This is a genomic window from Priestia sp. MDV22-iso46, from assembly GCF_058629175.1.
Genome location: NZ_JBZVWT010000002.1, coordinates 631295 through 649152, shown reverse-complemented (window position 1 = coordinate 649152; position 17858 = coordinate 631295). Strand labels below are relative to the sequence as shown.

Here is a 17858-nt window from a genome sequence, read left to right as displayed (position 1 = left end):
ACCATACGCTATTATACAATATTTCCGTTCCAATTTCCTTAAATAATTACACAAATTTTCTTGTTTTCACAGGCCTCAGCCAGCCGTATTCATCCGTTCCATAATTCACTGCTAAAAAACAAGGATCTAGCTTGCGTAATACTTCAAAAAAAGCTGTCTCAGCATCAACATTGCCATCTCCTTCAATTGTTATACAGCTATTCGTTAATTTTATAGATGCTCGACTTTTTTTATGAGGATATTCCAGCACAAACGTCTCTTGATGAGTAAAAAAATGAGGATAATGAGAAAACGCCTGAAGTAATTCTCGTTGAATAAATGAAATGGGCAGTTGCCGAGTAATGTAATGAACTTGTTTTTGTAAGTGCGTTTCCTTCAAGTGACGTTTCATTCTATATTCAATCAGCAGCTGATAAATGAGCTTTTCTCTTCGAAAATAGGATGATGCAACTTCTTCCTCCATTAAATATACTTCATACGTTCTCACGATTCATCCTCCCTTTCGGCTCGTTCTTTTTTGTACCATTATACCGAATGGTGTACGCAATGCTTGTCTATCGATGAAAAAATTCCTTTGTTTTTTTGTCGAAAAAAAGAGCAGACCACAGGAGTCTGCTCTTTCTTATGAAAAAGAATTATGCATTAAGCAAGCTTTTCACTTTTGCTACTACATTTTCAACTGTAAAACCAAATTCTTTCATGATTGTTTCACCAGGAGCAGATGCACCGAAGTGATTAATACCAAGAACTTGTCCTTCGTCTCCAACATAGCGTTCCCAGCCAAGTGTAGAAGCCATTTCAATACCTAAACGTTTTTTCACTGATTTAGGGATAACACTTTCTTTGTACTCAGCAGATTGCTCTTCGAAACGATCCCATGCAGGCATACTTACTACAGATACGTCAATGCCTTCTGCAGCTAATGCTTTTTGTGCTTCTACTGCTAGGCTTACTTCAGAGCCTGTTGCAAGTATTAATGCATCAGCTTGGTCTTTACCAGCTTTAGATACAACGTACGCACCTTTAGACACGCCTTCGTATGCATTTTCTTTTGTACCTTCAAGCGTAGGCAAGTTTTGACGAGTCAATACAAGCGCCGTTGGGCGGTCAGTTGACTCTAATGCTAGGCGCCATGCAGCAGCTGTTTCATTTGCATCTGCAGGACGAACCACTGAAAGACCTGGCATTGCACGAAGTGATGGCAATTGTTCAATTGGCTCATGTGTTGGGCCGTCTTCTCCAACTGCGATACTGTCATGTGTGAATACATATGTTACAGGAAGCTTCATTAAAGCTGCTAAGCGAATTGCTGGGCGAAGATAATCAGAGAATACAAAGAATGTTCCTCCGAATACTTTTACACCGCCGTGTAGAGCCATACCGTTTAATGCAGCTCCCATTGCAAATTCACGTACACCGAACCAGATATTACGTCCGCTGTAATCAGCTGCAGTGAAGTCTTCTGAACCTTTAATCATTGTTTTATTTGAGCCAGCTAAGTCAGCTGAACCGCCGAAGAATTGAGGTACAGCTTGTGCTACTGCGTTTAATACTTCTCCCGAAGAAGCACGGCTAGCTAGGCTTGAACCTGTTTCGTATGCTGGAAGCGTTTCTTCCCAGCCTTCCGGTAACTTTCCTTCTACTGCTAGTTCAAATTGACGACCTAGTTCAGGATATTTTTCTTTATACTGTGCAAATACATCGTTCCATTCGTTTTCTTTCTTTTGGCCATCTTCAGCAATTGTAGCTTTGAAGTGAGCATACACTTCTTCTGGCACATAGAAATCTTCTTCAAATGTCCATGCATAAGCTTCTTTTGTTAATTTTGTTTCATCGGAACCTAATGGAGAACCGTGCACGCCAGAAGTACCCGCGTGGTTTGGAGAACCAAATCCGATTGTTGTTTTTACTTCAATTAGCGTTGGGCGTGTTAAATCGCCTTTTGCTTCTTCAATTGCGTTTGCAATCGCTGTCAAGTCATTGCCGTCTTCAACGCGGATTACTTGCCATCCGTAAGCTTTGAAACGATCTTCTACGTTCTCAGAGAACGAGCGATCTAAATCTCCGTCTAAAGAAATATCATTTGAATCGTATAAAACAACTAAACGTCCTAATTTTAAGTGTGCCGCTAATGAAGCTGCTTCAGCAGATACACCTTCCATTAAGTCTCCGTCACCACAAATACCATACGTAAAGTGGTCTACAATTTCTAAACCTTCTTTGTTGTATGTTTCAGCTAAATGACGTTCTGCCATTGCTTTACCAACAGCCATTGCAATACCTTGTCCTAGTGGGCCAGTTGTTGCATCAACACCTGCTGTATGACCGAACTCTGGATGACCTGGTGTTTTACTTCCCCATTGACGGAAGTTTTTAAGGTCTTCAATTGATAAGTCATATCCAGCTAAATGAAGCAAGCTGTATAATAGTGCCGATCCGTGTCCTGCTGATAATACAAAGCGGTCACGGTTGAACCAGTTTGGATTCTTTGGATTGATGTTCATAAATTTTGTCCACAATGTATATGCCATTGGAGCAGCTCCCATTGGCATACCTGGGTGACCTGAATTTGCTTTTTCAATCGCATCGATTGATAAAGTACGAATTGTTGCAATCGAAAGATCTTCAATACGTTGTGTCATACTCTTCATTCCTTTCAAAACTATGTACATATGTTATCATACTAATGATTTGCTTATTTGTACAATACTTGAACCAAAAAAATTTCCACTTTTACAGTTTTTGTGTGCCTTATTAAAAATATACAAAAAACTAGAGGGAACTCTCCCTCTAGTTTTACTAGAACGTCTCAGTGAAGACGCTTCTTTTTACTCTCTTTTAACTTCTTAGGCGTAACATCTTTACCTTCTTCGTCCACAACTTTAATCGTATGAAGGTGATTTGTCATAGATTGTCGGAAAACTTTTAAATATTCCTGACGTAGCTCTTGCTGTTCTTTCGCTTCAGATTCTGTCAGCCCTTCAGCCTTTGCCTTTTTTGAAAGAGCATTAATACGAGCAAGTTTATCTTTTGATAGCATATAAAACCTATCTCCTTATAATCAATAATTAAAATTACCGAACCGTTCCGGCAACATGTAGTCATCTTACTAAATCTCTTTCGTTTTATCAAGAGATTGAGCACTGTCTTGGTACTCTTGATAGCGACGATGTACCGTCGCTTTTGAAATATTATAACCAAAACCTTTTAGCGTAACTGAAATTTCAGCAAAGGTTAAGCCGTTATGACGAAGGCGGACAATTTCTTCAATCGGCGCTTCTTTTTTTTCTCTTCCCGAGTTAACTCCTTGATTTTTTAAATTTTGCTGCGGACGATAACCGTTTTCTACGGCTCTTTTCATTCCTCTTTTAATTTTAGCATTATGTAATTTCCGCTGATGCTCTTCCACTAAGCTAATAATATCTAACACCATTGAGTCAGATTCTGAAAGCTGAAGCTGGCCTTGATGACTAATCGTATAGATTGTAGCATTTTCTTTATGAAAAGCATGAAGCAGCGCAATTCGGGCGTTTCCTCTGCCTAATCGTGTTTCGTCTTGAATGAGCAGCACAGATATTTTCTCTTCTTTCATTGTATGAAGAACATCCAAAATACCCTCTCTGTCTACATCATATCCGCTTGCTTTTTCCATCACGACTTTTTTCACCTTTAGATGGTGAAGATCAGCAAGCTTTTTTAATTCTTCTTGCTGGCGCTGTAAAGATGTTTCTTGGGTTTTTTTATCCGTACTGACACGGCAATAAATAATGGCATCCACTTTTATCACGACCTTTTCGGCTTCTAACAATATTCAGGAACGGCCGTTACACACTACTGTTCAATTGCCACTTGATTATGTAACTCTTTTTTTAAAACAGGAATATATAATTTATCTCCAGGAGATAAAGACTGGGCAGTGTCTGAGTTTAAATCATTGACGTCTTCAACCCATTTGACAAATTCATTGGTGGTCAAATGATGGTGATTATGATACTTGTTGGACAAGTCCCAAAGCGTATCTCCTTTTGTAATAGTAACCGTTGAATATTTGTCTAAATCTACTTTATCCGCTCCTAAAACCAGCGTCAATACATATGTAAGTGCAGCGATAACTGCAAAAAAAATAGCGTAATGTTTCATAGAATGTAAGAATTGTTGCATATTATGATCCCCCTATCAGAATATATGTTCTTATTTTAGTGAGAACATTTGTTTCTGTCAATGGAATTCTTCGAACTTATGTTTGTATATTGACACATCACGTGGTATAATTCACCTAAAGAATAGCTAAAATCGAGGTGAAAAATATGAAGCTATCAAAACGTCAACAAGACATACTAGATTTTATTAAGCACGAAGTAAAATTAAAAGGTTATCCGCCTTCTGTTCGCGAGATTGGGGAAGCGGTAGGATTAGCCTCTAGCTCCACTGTACACGGGCATTTAGCTCGTTTAGAAAGCAAAGGGTTAATTCGCAGAGATCCAACAAAACCGAGAGCAATCGAAGTTCTTCAACTAGACGAAGTAAACATCCCTAAAAGCAATGTCATTAATGTTCCTGTTATTGGTAAAGTAACAGCGGGTCTTCCTATAACAGCCGTTGAAAATGTGGAAGAATATTTCCCTCTTCCAGATAAATTCGTTTCTCCAGATGATCATGTATTTATGCTTGAAATTATGGGAGAAAGTATGATTGAAGCAGGTATTCTAGATGGCGATATGGTAATCGTACGTCAGCAGCAAACAGCTAATAATGGAGATATTGTGGTCGCTATGACCGAAGACAACGAAGCAACGGTAAAACGCTTCTTTAAAGAAGAAAATTTCGTTCGTTTACAGCCTGAAAATTCAACGATGGCGCCTATTATTCTTCGCCACGTAACGATTTTAGGAAAAGTAACTGGTGTATATCGCACGATTCACTAATCAGACACTGTATGTAAAACCAACTAATCATGATGTTAGTTGGTTTTTTTACGTTTGTTTTCTAAAAAAAATTGGCATATTATAAATGATACGTTGAATCATCGCAGGCAGGTAGAACGGTTTTTATAAAGCTTGTTTTATCCTTTACTTTCTATCTGCATTTCCTCGACTCTTACAAGGAAATACAACCGACTATAAAAAGGATGTAGTTTATGACCAATACACCAAGGAAAACAGAACCATTTCAAACCATTGTACCTACCAAAGCAATGAACATGTTTCTTTTTCCTTTTTCCTTTGACCGAAAAAATAAAGAGCAGCTTGTTCATGCACTGGAAGCAAATTTGTTCGAGTTTTTTTCCATTCAAAACAAACATTTAGAAAAAGAATACTACGGAGAACAATATTACGTATCTCATGATAGCCTGGATCAATATTTTCTTCCTTACATTGAATGCATTCTATTCCCTGACTCGTGCGAAAAAGAAGGGTTGCTTAGATTTTCAAAAAAAATAGACCATACCATTACTTTACACACTTCCTCCACCACCGTGTCTAGCAACGTGCTGTCTGTGGATGTTTTTTTATGTCCTTTTGAAATTGGCGTCATGACCATTCGCACTGAGATGAGCCATAATCATTACACCTATGATGATATTTTAGAGTTCATGAATCATTTTCGTGTATTAGAACCGAAGCTTGCTGAAGAGCATGGATCCACCATTACCTATGAACATCATCGCTATAGCAAAGTGCAAGATTATATTTTTTCACAGCTCGCGCCATTTTTGAACGAACACATCAAGAAAGAAGCCACACGTGAACAGCACGTTGGGAGCCTTCCTTATTTTATCGATGAACGGATGTTTGTGTTAAGTTATGTAACGGTAAATCAAGAGCAAGAGATTAATTCCACAACTTTATTTCGTACTGGACAGCTAAATAGCTATACGCCTGGCGGGAAAGCGTTTATTTCTGCACACAATCATGAGTATATTAAAACGTATAATACTAAACATGTGTATTCCAGATGGGCTCCTGAAACCTATTACGTCATAACAGACCATGTGTTTTCGTGTATTTCTAAATCGACAGACTCTAAAACGGATCAGCTTTTGATGAATCATCTATTTGGCCAGCATTACTATAATTTATTTTTACATTTTTTCTATAAAATCGTGTTGCTAAAACTATCTTATGAATATTCTCAGCTCACGTTTCATAAAAATTCAGAGGGCATTGAACGACTAATCCGCTCTATTACCGTGTTTTCAGGTAAATATTTGTTTTTAGAAATTAGCTCTCGCACAGAAGGTCAAGAGTTTTCTGAGCTCTTTAAAAAAATCTTTCATATCAATTCTCTTTATCAAGAAGTCAAAGAAACCCTTGGTACTTTGTACCAAAATCAAGAGAAAATCGCAGCCAAGCGTCACAATTACTTATTATTAATTTTAACGATTTACACGGTTCTTTCCGGTATTTACGGAATGAATTTAGTTATTAGCAAACTAAAGGGAAACATCCATTGGGATAGTATGAAGCAGTTTTCTATCTTTGAATATATCGCTTTAATAGTAGCTCTATCAGGAATTCTGATCAGCATTAGTCTCGGAGTGAGTTCCCTATGGAATTTATTAAAAGATCGGTTTAAAACATAAAAGCTGTTCGCATACGTATGGATGCAAACAGCTTTTTAAATTATATGTCCGATATCGAAATCCCTAAAGACACGGGAGATTTTCGTATTATCGACCGAAAAGTAGCGGATGTATTCAAAAAAATGACTGAACGCAATCGTTTTGTACGAGGAATGATGTCTTGGATTGGCTTCAGGCAAACATATGTAGAATATGAGCGCGATGAACGCTTTGCTGGTGAAACAAAATATCCTTTAAAAAAGATGATCAAGTTTGCTTCAGATGGAATTATTGGGTTTTCAACGAAGTTTTTGCGTTTAGTAATGATTATTGGCTGGTTATCGGTTTTTGTATCACTTTTAGTTTTAAGTTATTCGATTGTTGTTTGGCTGATAGGTAAAAACATTCAGCCTGGCTGGACTTCTATTATGGTAGCTATCACCTTCTTTAGCGGTATTCAGCTACTTGGCTTAGGACTAGTCGGACAATACATCGCAAGAATTTACGATGAAAGTAAAAATAGACCTATTTACGTTGTACGTGAAACCATTAACTTCTCGAAAGCTTCAACAGATTCTCCAAACGTACGTGAAAAAGTATATAGCTAAAAAAACAAGGAAGAAAACAGCTGTTTTCTTCCTTGTTTTTATTCTTTTTGAAGCTGTAAATCACTTGGCACCCAGTCCGGAATTCCATCATCTTCATCAAATTCAATAATGACATCCGTTACTCCTTTTTCCTGTAAAATACGATTTTCCAGACGATCTTTAATATCATCAGCTTCTGCCACTGTTAAAACAGGATCAATTTCTACTTTTAATTCAACGTGAAGCTCTTCTCCTTCTTTCATCACCATTAACGTTTGAATATCACGCACTTGTACATCTTGCATGACAATCGCGCCAATTTTCATTTCCATTTCTTTATCCGCTTCGCCAAGCGCTCCAGCAGCATTATCTAAAAAGACTCGTCCTACTACAAAAAACATCATAAGACCAATTAAAATAGAAGCAATTCCTTCAGCTTGATGAAAAGGCGTAAATCGCGAAATAAAAACGGCGATTAAAGCCAATACGCCTCCTCCAGTAGCTACCAGATCTTCCATAAAAACAAGTTTAGTTGCTGGCTTGGCTTTCTTTAAATGAACAAAGCTTTGCGCAAAAACATTTGTTTCTGCAGGGTTTATCCCCACATCGTGCAAAATTTCTTTCATTGCCTTAAATAGAACAAACATTTCAAGTAACACCGAGATGCCAAGTACTGCAATATTTAAAATAAAGCCTGAAGACTTCGTCGGATGAAGAATGTGGTGATATCCTTCTTTAATCGTTTCAAACGCCATAATTCCTACTACAAGAACCGCTCCTAATAGAACAAGATTAACCAATCGGCCAAATCCGTTTGGAAATCGTTTGGTCGGGGCTTTTTTACTTAATGCCGAACCTATAAAAACAAAAAACTGATTTGCTGCATCCCCTAAGCTGTGCATCGTTTCAGCAAACATCGCTACATTCCCTGTTAAAGCGAAAGCAATCCCTTTAATAATGGAAATAATAGTATTCACTATAGCGGCCATCATGGCCGATTTATTTCCTTTTCGCAATAACTTAATTAATTCACTCATACAATCCCTCCGTTTGCGCCTTTATGAGATTCGATTACGGTTAGTGTATGTGAATTTAAAAATTAAAAACCTCCAACATACAAGTTGGAGGTTTTTAGTCATGTTTCATTATTTTTTAAAACGGTATGGTACAGTTGTAACGATTACGTTTTTACGGTAAAGCAAATGTGCTTTTAACAGCAGACTGGACTGATTGTGAAGGATATTTTGCCAGCTTTTTTTCGTAATGAATTGTGGAATAACGACCGTAATAGCCATATTGTTTTCCCGCGCTTTTTCCTCGGCCATATCAATGAATCGAAACAGCGGCCGCACTAAGCTGCGGTATTGAGAATGAAACGTAACAATACGAATATCAGGCTGCCACTTCTCCCACTTCTCTTCCATTCTCTTTTCGCTTTCTCGATCAAAGGCCACATGCACTGCAATAACGGTATCGCCAATCGTTCTTGCATAATTTAATGAATTTTCTACTACCTTTGTCATTCCTGCTACAGGAACAATGACCACACTTCCTTCAAGCTTTCCAATCTTTTCTCCTTGCTTAATGCGAAGCTGCTCTCCTACCGCTTCATAATGCGTATGAATGCGATGAAAAATATAGACAATAACCGGTAAGAAAATGAGCACGGACCATACTTGTGAAAACTTCGTTGTAAACAAAATGATTAGCACAGTTAAGGTAATAAGCGCACCAATTAAGTTAATGGTTAGCTTTCCTTGCCAGCCGGCCGGCTTTTCTCTAAGCCATTTGACAATCATGCCTGTTTGAGAAAGCGTGAATGGAATGAACACTCCAACTGCATAAAGAGGGATTAATTGTTCAGTCGCTCCTTTAAAAGCTACAATTAAGACAATAGAAGCAATTCCAAGGGTCACAATTCCATTTGAATAGCCTAGTCGATCGCCACGAATTTGAAACATTCTTGGCATGTATTTATCAGACGATAAGTTGACAGCCAGCAAAGGGAAAGCTGAAAAGCCCGTATTCGCTGCTAGCACTAGAATTAGAGCTGTTGTGCCTTGAATAAAATAATAAAATCCATTTCGTCCAAACACACTCGATGCAATTTGTGATACAACCGTTTCATCTGCTTTTGGAGAAATGCCAAGCCAATAAGCTAAAAACGTGATGCCCGAAAATAAAACGGCTAAAATACCGCCCATCAGCATTAATGTATGAACAGCATTTTTTGCACCTGGCTCTTTAAAGTTAGGCACTGCATTTGAAATAGCTTCTACACCTGTCAATGCCGAACAGCCTGACGAAAAAGCTTTTAATAATAAAAACAAACTAATACCTGGCACTACTGTACCGAGAGATGGATGAAGCTCAGGTGAAACTTGACCTGTCGCTATTTTAAACAAGCCTACCGCTATTAACAAAATAAGAGCAATAACAAATAAATAAACCGGATAAGCTAATACAGAAGCGGATTCTGTTACACCACGTAAATTTAAAACGGTAATAAAAATCACCAGCAAACACGCAATTACTACATTGTAATGATGCAGCGTTGGAAAAGCCGAAGTTAAAGCATCGGTTCCTGCTGAAACACTCACGGCAACTGTTAAAATATAATCTACTAACAGTGACCCCCCAGCGATAAGCCCAGGATTTTCTCCTAAATTGGTTTTCGAAACAATATAAGCTCCTCCGCCTTGCGGATACGCATAAATAATTTGACGATATGAAAGAATTAAAGCCGTCAGGAGTACCAATACCCCAATCGCAATTGGAATCGAATACCAATAGGCAAGGACGCCGACTGTTGCAAGTACAATCAAAATTTGTTCTGTTCCATAAGCCACTGAAGATAAGGCATCTGAAGATAAAATAGCCAGTGCTTTAAGCTTACTAAGCTTTTGATCGCCTAACTCTTTTGTTTTAAGCGGCTTTCCAATCAATAATCTTTTGAGAACTGAATAGTTCACGCAATTTCCCTCCGATGATTGCCTAGCTACTATTTACTATTCATTGCTAAGCTCCGTTACAAGTTCACGAACAAGTGATATCATTCCTAAAAAATACCTTTTTATGTTAAAAAAGCGCACAAAAAAAACACTAAGGGTTCTCAGCGTTTTTACACAGCTTAAACCTCCTCTCCAAAACGCTTATGGGGTTAGCTGTCGGATTCGGGCTATGAGAGTAGCCCTACCTTTAAAAAAAGGATTCACCCCAAGTGACAATGCACAAATTTGGGTCCCCCACTTCTGACGAATTAAGCGATAACAGGTCAATATAATTTTCGGTTAAAGGGTATGATCGATAACATGTTTCTTTCATAACTATCCTTTGTTCTTAGATAATATACTCCCGTACAAATGGTTTGTAAAGCATTATTTTACGTAAACCATAAAATAGTACTTAAGGCGCTTTTAACAGAAAAACAAAAGGCCTTCTGCTCGCTTACAGAAGACCTTTTTGCTTTAACTTTTTGCTTTTAAAACGGCTGCTAGCTTGTTTTTCGTTTGAGGACCATAAATGCCATCTACATCATAAGGAAGATACACAAGCTGAAAACGTCTTACTGCATCTTTCGTTTGAACTCCATATATTCCGTCTACTGACCCTACTTTAAAATTAACTGCGTTTAATGCTCTTTGAAGCTGTTTCACGGCTTCTCCAGAATCACCTTGCTTTAAAATTCCATTGGGAAGTGGATATTGTTCAGCAGGTGGTGTTGGAGATGGGTTTGGTGAAGTCCCTGAAGGAATAACAATTGTTTTTCCAACCTGTAGTGTTAAAGGATCAGAAAGCCCTGTATTCGCTTCTTGAAGCGCTTGTACTGTTATATTGTACTTCTGTGCAATACTGTACAGCGTATCTCCTTGCTTGATCGTATACGTTTTTGTACCTGGTTCAGAAGGTGATGGATTTGGTGTTGGTGTTGGATTTGGGTTTGGAACTGCACGACGGGGTAAATTCAAATAGACGGCAATTCCTTTTGCATACGATTCACCCATGCTTTTTAAAAAAGCTTCGTTTTGGAGAAGTGCTGCATCGGTGCGGTTATCAATAAAAGCTATTTCAGTTAGTACTGCGGGCATATTTGTTAAGCGAAGCACCGCATAATTGGCTGACTTTCGACCGCGATTCGGATGATTATACGATAGCAGCGTTGGCTGTACTTGGCCGTGGACAATTGATTGAAACGTTTTACTGGCATTGCTAGCGCTTCTGTAAACATAATCTTCGTACCCTGTTCCTCCACCGGCATTTACGTGAATAGACATAAATGCATCTGCTCCCCACGAATTAGCTTGAGAAGCGCGCTGAGATAACGATAAAAAAGTATCTGTGGTACGAGTGGTTTTAATCGTAAAGTCACTGTAGGTGCTATTTAAATAGCTTATTAAATATTGTTGAATTTTTAAAACTAAGTTTTTTTCATACAGTCCATTCGCTCCAACTGCTCCTGCATCTGCCCCACCATGTCCTGCATCAAGATAGATTTTTTTCATATTACTTGTCCCTCCTTATTGTTAACATATGCACGGGGGCAAAAAGTGCTACGTATACTAGCCTAGCAGGTGAAAAATCACTAAAAAAAGACCCGCTGCCTAATGGCAACGGGTTATTCTGCTTTATAGACAGAATACTGAATAAGGATAGCTCTCAAGGAGTGACAGCTATATGCAGAGTGTTGATTCGTTGATTAAATGATAATAATTATCATTTTCATTTAAAGTATACACTACAAGGAAAGTTTTGTCTATTCTATTATCGTCATAAGCCTATTTAAAAAGAAGAACACCTACAACAATGAGAATAATCCAAATTGGAATGCTTATTAAAATTCCTATGACCAAACCTTTAAAGAAATTTCCTTCTTTCATTTTCCTTACATTCCTCTCCAACAGTATTTTCTATCGATACTGTGCCTGGCTGAAAATTCTCTGAAGTTATACTGAAATACAGTGCAGAGTGAACACATAAACAATCTCTCTATCTGTTATACACTACTTTTACATATAGATTCAATGAGACAAAAAGATTATCCTTTTTAATTCATATAACCAAATTCTTTCCTGTATATAACAAAACAATAAAAAGCCTCCCGTAAATTATACGACAGGCAGCTATACTTGTTTTATGAACAGCTTAGTTCGATATTTAATATACGCATGCAGAATATTATTCATTTTGAAAAACAAAAAAGTCCGAGAGAACGTATAAACGATCTCTCGGACTTTTAGGAATTAATATTGGCTCATGTATTGGTCACGTTCCCAAGGATGAACTTGTGTACGGAACATATCCCATTCGATTTCTTTCGCTTCAACGAAGTGCTCTGCTAAGTGTTCACCTAATGCAGAAACCATAACTTCGTTTGATTGGAAGCTATCTAAAGCTTGAGCTAATGTTGCAGGTAAATCTACGATACCTTCTTCAATACGCTCTTCTTTTGTCATTACATAGATATTACGATCGATAGGTTTTGGAGCTTCAAGGTTGTTCTTGATTCCATCTAAACCAGCTTTTAATAGAACAGCCATTGCTAAATATGGGTTAGCAGCTGGGTCTACGCTACGTACCTCAACACGAGTTCCTACGCCGCGAGAAGCTGGAATACGGATTAATGGGCTACGGTTGCGAGCAGACCATGCAACATAACAAGGAGCCTCATATCCAGGCACTAGACGCTTATAAGAGTTTACAGTAGGATTTGTTACTGCTGTAAAGCTATGTGCGTGCTTGATGATACCTGCGATAAATTGACGAGCAGTATCACTTAGCTCTAGATTACCGTTTTCATCATAAAATGCGTTTTGACCATCTTTAAATAATGAAACGTTACAGTGCATACCTGAACCATTCACACCAAATAATGGTTTTGGCATAAATGTAGCATGTAAGCCATGTTTACGTGCAATTGTTTTTACAACAAGTTTGAACGTTTGGATATCATCACAAGCTTTTAATGCAGCAGCATATTTGAAGTCAATCTCGTGTTGTCCAGGAGCTACCTCATGGTGAGATGCTTCAATTTCAAAGCCCATTTCTTCAAGCTCTAATACGATGTCACGACGGCAGTTTTCACCAAGGTCAGTTGGCGCTAAGTCGAAGTAGCCACCTTTATCATTTAATTCTAATGTAGGTTCGCCTTTTTCGTCTAATTTGAATAAGAAGAACTCTGGCTCAGGTCCAAGGTTAAAATCAGTAAATCCTAACTCTTCCATCTCTTTTAACACACGTTTTAAGTTATTACGTGGATCGCCATCAAACGGAGTTCTATCTGCATTGTAGATGTCACAAATAAAACGTGCTACTTTACCTTTTTCAGATGTCCAAGGGAAAATAACAAATGTATCAATATCCGGGAATAGGTACATATCTGATTCTTCAATACGCACAAACCCTTCAATAGAAGAACCGTCAAACATCATTTTGTTGTCTAACGCTTTTTCTAATTGACTTACTGGAATTTCAACGTTTTTAATTGTTCCTAAAATGTCAGTGAACTGAAGACGAATATACTTTACATTCTCTTCTTGAACTTTGCGGAAAATATCTTCTTTTGTGTACTTTGCCATCGTGTGATCCTCCCCTAAATCTCTATATAATATTTATAATCTATACCCCTCATATACGAACGGCATAAATATTGATAACTTTATTAATGAAAGAACCTGGACATATCTCCTTGATTTAAAGTTGCTCGATTAAAACGGCCTGCTTGCATAAGTTCTGCACGAAGCATTTTTCGCAATTCATCGTCCGTTAATTCTGGCTTTGCTGTTGCTGCCACAACTTTTTCTTCTTGCTTATGCCCTTTTTGCTCCTTTTGAAGATGAAACAGCTGTTTTACACCTGCTAAGTTTACACCTTGTTCAATAAGATCACGGATTTCAAGCAGCTTATCAACATCGTTAAATGAGAATAATCGTCGATTTCCCTCTGTTCTTACTGGTGCAACTAATTCATGTTCTTCATAGTAGCGAATTTGGCGAGCCGACAACTCAGTTAACTGCATCACAATTCCAATTGGGAAAAGTGGCGTATTTCTTCGAATGTTGTCACTCATTTCAGTTCCTCCTTTGGATTAACTATTTACATTGTATGCTATGTTAGTTCACCTGTCAACCGAATGTTAGTAATTCTAACATAAATTTTTCTGAACATTTCTTCTATACAAATAAATAGCACTTCGTTTATTTTTATAAGCCTATCTTTTCTTTCTTAGCGGGGAGAAAAATAGTCTTTCTATCTTATATTTTATAAAAGTTCTTTCGTCAGCATTTGATCTACTGCCATACATATTGCTACTTTTACGTGAGCATACGTTAACCCACCCTGCACGTAAGCGACATATGGAGGCCTGATAGGCCCATCTGCCGTCAGCTCGAGGCTTGCTCCTTGTATAAACGTTCCTGCTGCCATAATCACATCATCTTCGTACCCTGGCATATAAGCAGGATAGGCTGTTACGTGTGAATTAATTGGCGAAGCGAATTGAATAGCCTGACAAAAAGAAACCATTTTATCGCGGTCATCGAACTGCACGGATTGAATTAAATCCGTTCGTTCACTGTTCCACTTCGGTTCACTTTGCATCCCTAGTTCTTCAAACATAGCGGATGAAAAAACCGCTCCTTTTAATGCTTGACCGACTACGTGCGGCGCCAAGAAGAATCCTTGATACATTTCTTGTAAGCTATAAAGCGTCGCTCCAGCTTCTGCACCGATTCCAGGAGTTGTCATTCGGTATGAACAAGCCTCCACTAAATCTTTGCGTCCTGCAATATAACCGCCGATTTTAGCAAGGCCTCCACCGGGGTTCTTAATAAGCGACCCTGCCATCAAATCTGCTCCTACATGCGTTGGCTCGATTGTTTCTACAAATTCACCGTAGCAGTTATCAACAAATACTGTAACGTCAGGCTTAATACTCTTTACAAAAGAAATCATTTCTTTTATTTGCGCGACTGTAAAAGAAGGACGAATGCCGTAACCTTTTGAGCGCTGAATGCCTATCATCTTTGTGTGCTCATGAATAGACGCTTTCACTTCCTCAAAATCCACTTGACCTTGCGCTGTTAAATCTACTGATTTATAGCTAATATTATATTCTTTTAAAGAGCCTACGCCGCTTCCTCGTATACCAACAATTTCTTCAAGGGTGTCATAAGGCTTTCCGGTTATATATAATAGTTCATCTCCAGGACGCAGTACACCAAACAGCGATATGCCGATTGCGTGCGTACCTGAAATAATTTGCGGACGCACCAGGCAAGCTTCTGTTCCAAAAACGTCCGCGTATACTTTCTCCAACGTATCGCGGCCTAGATCGTCATATCCATACCCCGTTGTCGGATTAAAATGTGAATCACTCACTCGATTTTGCTGAAAGCTTTGCAGCACCCGAAATTGATTTGCTTCAATGCGCTCGTCAATTTTCTCATGCACGGGCTTAATTTGTTTTTCTACTTTTGCAGCAAGTTCTCGAATGCGTGCCCCGTTTTTTAACTGATCAAACATCATTTCTTTGTTCCTCAACTTTCTTCAAGCGTTTGTAGCTTTTTGTAAAGGGGATGCTCTTTTGCAATATACCCTTTGCACTGATACTTCTCAGTTTCTTCATTGAATTTTAACGACTCAACAATAGAGACCGTTTTGAGTTCAGCGAGCATTTTCCCTTCATAAGCCGGCAGCAGCACATGAAAAAACGCCATTTCTTTTTTCATTTCTTCTTGAATTCTTTCCCCAAGCTTCACTAAATCAGCGGCTTTAAAAGCGCTCATTGATAACGATGTCGAAGCGGATGGGACAAATAGTTCATGCTGCATATCTTCTTTATTGTAAACTGTCAGCATCGGAATGTCCGTTACGTTCAGCTCTTCTAGTAAGCGATGCACTGTTTTTTCGTGGTTGTTGTAATCTGGATTAGATGAATCTACCACGTGCAGAACAAGGTCAGCTTCGGTTACTTCTTCAAGTGTTGAACGGAACGCGGCTACTAACGTTGTTGGAAGATCTTGAATAAATCCAACCGTATCCGTTAACAGAGCCGTTAATCCTGACGGAAGCGTATACTGTCTTGTCGTTGGATCAAGAGTTGCAAACAGCTGATTTTCTTCAAAAATACCAGCTTCTGTTAAACGGTTAAAGATCGTCGATTTACCAGCGTTCGTATAGCCCACAATTGCAATTTGATAGACATGATTACGCTTACGTCTTTCTCGATAACGTTCGCGGTGACTTACCACTGTCTTTAACTGACGCTTAATTTCATCAATTTTACGGCGAATATGTCTACGGTCGCTTTCAAGTTTCGTTTCACCAGGACCTCTTGTTCCAATTCCGCCTCCAAGACGCGATAAAGCGGTACCTTGTCCTACTAACCTAGGTAGCAGATAATTTAATTGAGCAAGTTCCACCTGCATTTTTCCTTCTCGCGTTTGAGCACGCTGTGCGAAGATATCCAAAATCAGCTGCGTGCGGTCAATAATACGCGCAGATAACCCTGCTGACAAATTGCGGATTTGACTCGGTGACAATTCATCATTAAATACAATTAAATCAGGCTCTAACTCTTCTTCAAGAGCTACAAGTTCTTCTACTTTCCCTTTTCCAATATAAGTAGCTGGATGAATGCGATCGCGCTTTTGCGTTAACCTTACCAGCACTTCGCCTTTTGCAGTCTCAGTTAAAGATGCTAGCTCATCCATTGAATATTCAAAACGTTCGTCATCGTCATGAAGCTGACATCCGACTAAAATTACGCGTTCAAGTTCAGTATTCATTTCTGCTGTCAAAGATTTTTCCTTCCCTTACTATTAAATTGACAAATCATTCATATCATATCAAAAAAATGTCCATTTCTCCATCTTTGCAAAAGAGACAGAATACATTGTCTTTTACTAGTTTAACACCCTTTTTAAAATCTATAAAACGATGATTAAAAAAACATTGAAATATCACGAAATTCTGTATACAATTTGAATTGGTTTACTTATCGAAATTTGAATCAGGCTGCCTGATTTTAAAATAATAGTCGCTACTTGGTGAAAACAGAATAAAGGGGATAGCATCATGACTTGGGACGTACTTAGCATTATTGGAACGATTGCTTTTGCAATCAGCGGAGCTTTCATTGCCATGGAAGAGGAATATGATATTTTAGGCGTTTACATACTCGGAATCGTAACGGCTTTTGGCGGAGGAGCCATTCGAAACCTGCTTATCGGTGTACCGGTGTCTGCCCTTTGGGAACAAGGACTCTTTTTTCAGATTGCTTTATTATCTATCACTGCCACTTTTTTATTTCCAAACAATATCTTAAAACATTGGAAGCGATGGGGAAACTTTTCGGATGCCATTGGCCTTGCAGCATTCGCGATTCAAGGAGCACTTTATGCCACTCATATGAACCATCCGCTTAGCGCGGTTATTGTAGCTGCGGTCTTAACAGGAAGCGGTGGGGGGATTATCCGAGATTTATTAGCACGCCGAAAGCCTACTGTTCTTAAAGATGAAATTTATGCGGTATGGGCGATTATCGCAGGATTTAGCGTGGGGCTGCATATTACAAATACGCCTGTAGAACTTTATACGTTATTTATCTTACTTGTAGGTCTTCGGATGTGTTCATATATTTACAAATGGCGCCTGCCGATCAAAACGATTCGACAGCCAAATATGTAGAAAAAAGCCTTTCATGACGAAAG

Annotated in this window: 15 protein-coding genes, 1 pseudogene and 1 riboswitch; of the genes and pseudogenes, 4 read left to right on the top strand and 12 right to left on the bottom strand. The window is 38.5% G+C overall.

Annotated elements, in window-relative coordinates; all coding sequences use genetic code 11:
- Positions 1 to 46: 46 nt before the first annotated feature.
- The 5 genes from sirA to yneA form a co-directional block, all read right to left on the bottom strand.
- Positions 47 to 487, bottom strand: a complete 441-nt coding sequence (gene sirA / locus AC4NPH_RS15215; protein ID WP_013058773.1) for a sporulation inhibitor of replication protein SirA — start codon at positions 485 to 487, stop codon at positions 47 to 49.
- A 148-nt stretch (positions 488 to 635) separates the two neighbouring features.
- A complete protein-coding gene (tkt, locus tag AC4NPH_RS15210) occupies positions 636 to 2642 on the bottom strand; it encodes a transketolase (protein WP_013058774.1) in 2007 nt (668 codons plus the stop codon).
- 167 nt (positions 2643 to 2809) lie between these two features.
- Complete coding sequence (locus AC4NPH_RS15205) at positions 2810 to 3040, bottom strand: DUF896 domain-containing protein (protein ID WP_013058775.1); 231 nt, start codon at positions 3038 to 3040, stop codon at positions 2810 to 2812.
- 69 nt (positions 3041 to 3109) lie between these two features.
- Positions 3110 to 3778 (bottom strand): YneB family resolvase-like protein, encoded by a 669-nt coding sequence (locus tag AC4NPH_RS15200; protein WP_013058776.1) that lies wholly within the window; start codon positions 3776 to 3778, stop codon positions 3110 to 3112.
- Positions 3779 to 3831: 53 nt separating this feature from the next.
- Positions 3832 to 4161, bottom strand: coding sequence for a cell division suppressor protein YneA (gene yneA / locus AC4NPH_RS15195; protein ID WP_014458514.1), 330 nt, complete (start codon positions 4159 to 4161; stop codon positions 3832 to 3834).
- Between the two features lie 146 nt (positions 4162 to 4307).
- Between yneA and lexA the strand changes: the two genes are divergently transcribed.
- The 3 genes and pseudogenes from lexA to AC4NPH_RS15180 form a co-directional block, all read left to right on the top strand.
- Entirely contained in the window at positions 4308 to 4925 is a 618-nt protein-coding gene (lexA, locus tag AC4NPH_RS15190) for a transcriptional repressor LexA (protein WP_013058778.1), read from the top strand.
- A 212-nt stretch (positions 4926 to 5137) separates the two neighbouring features.
- A complete protein-coding gene (locus AC4NPH_RS15185) occupies positions 5138 to 6583 on the top strand; it encodes a magnesium transporter CorA family protein (protein WP_053487688.1) in 1446 nt (481 codons plus the stop codon).
- 32 nt (positions 6584 to 6615) lie between these two features.
- A pseudogene (locus AC4NPH_RS15180) lies at positions 6616 to 7170 on the top strand (glycosyltransferase); the annotation flags it as partial.
- A gap of 38 nt (positions 7171 to 7208) precedes the next feature.
- Here AC4NPH_RS15180 and AC4NPH_RS15175 read toward each other — a convergent pair.
- The 7 genes from AC4NPH_RS15175 to hflX all read right to left on the bottom strand — a co-directional run bounded on the left by AC4NPH_RS15175 (position 7209) and on the right by hflX (position 16946).
- Positions 7209 to 8186: a cation diffusion facilitator family transporter gene (locus AC4NPH_RS15175; RefSeq protein ID WP_013058781.1), complete on the bottom strand. Its 978-nt coding sequence runs from the start codon at positions 8184 to 8186 to the stop codon at positions 7209 to 7211.
- A gap of 108 nt (positions 8187 to 8294) precedes the next feature.
- Positions 8295 to 10121 (bottom strand): APC family permease, encoded by a 1827-nt coding sequence (locus AC4NPH_RS15170; RefSeq protein WP_013058782.1) that lies wholly within the window; start codon positions 10119 to 10121, stop codon positions 8295 to 8297.
- A 162-nt stretch (positions 10122 to 10283) separates the two neighbouring features.
- Positions 10284 to 10425, bottom strand: a riboswitch (cyclic di-AMP (ydaO/yuaA leader).
- Positions 10426 to 10616: 191 nt separating this feature from the next.
- The gene (locus AC4NPH_RS15165; RefSeq protein WP_029320646.1) at positions 10617 to 11651 is read right to left on the bottom strand and encodes an N-acetylmuramoyl-L-alanine amidase; all 1035 of its coding nucleotides are present in this window, start codon (positions 11649 to 11651) and stop codon (positions 10617 to 10619) included.
- 738 nt (positions 11652 to 12389) lie between these two features.
- Positions 12390 to 13724, bottom strand: coding sequence for a type I glutamate--ammonia ligase (gene glnA, locus AC4NPH_RS15160; RefSeq protein ID WP_013058785.1), 1335 nt, complete (start codon positions 13722 to 13724; stop codon positions 12390 to 12392).
- Between the two features lie 83 nt (positions 13725 to 13807).
- Complete coding sequence (locus AC4NPH_RS15155) at positions 13808 to 14215, bottom strand: MerR family transcriptional regulator (protein ID WP_013058786.1); 408 nt, start codon at positions 14213 to 14215, stop codon at positions 13808 to 13810.
- Positions 14216 to 14406: 191 nt separating this feature from the next.
- Positions 14407 to 15669 (bottom strand): methionine gamma-lyase family protein, encoded by a 1263-nt coding sequence (locus AC4NPH_RS15150; RefSeq protein WP_013058787.1) that lies wholly within the window; start codon positions 15667 to 15669, stop codon positions 14407 to 14409.
- Between the two features lie 14 nt (positions 15670 to 15683).
- A complete protein-coding gene (gene hflX, locus AC4NPH_RS15145) occupies positions 15684 to 16946 on the bottom strand; it encodes a GTPase HflX (RefSeq protein WP_078082127.1) in 1263 nt (420 codons plus the stop codon).
- A 277-nt stretch (positions 16947 to 17223) separates the two neighbouring features.
- Between hflX and AC4NPH_RS15140 the strand changes: the two genes are divergently transcribed.
- Entirely contained in the window at positions 17224 to 17835 is a 612-nt protein-coding gene (locus AC4NPH_RS15140) for a trimeric intracellular cation channel family protein (protein ID WP_013058789.1), read from the top strand.
- Positions 17836 to 17858 lie beyond the last annotated feature (23 nt).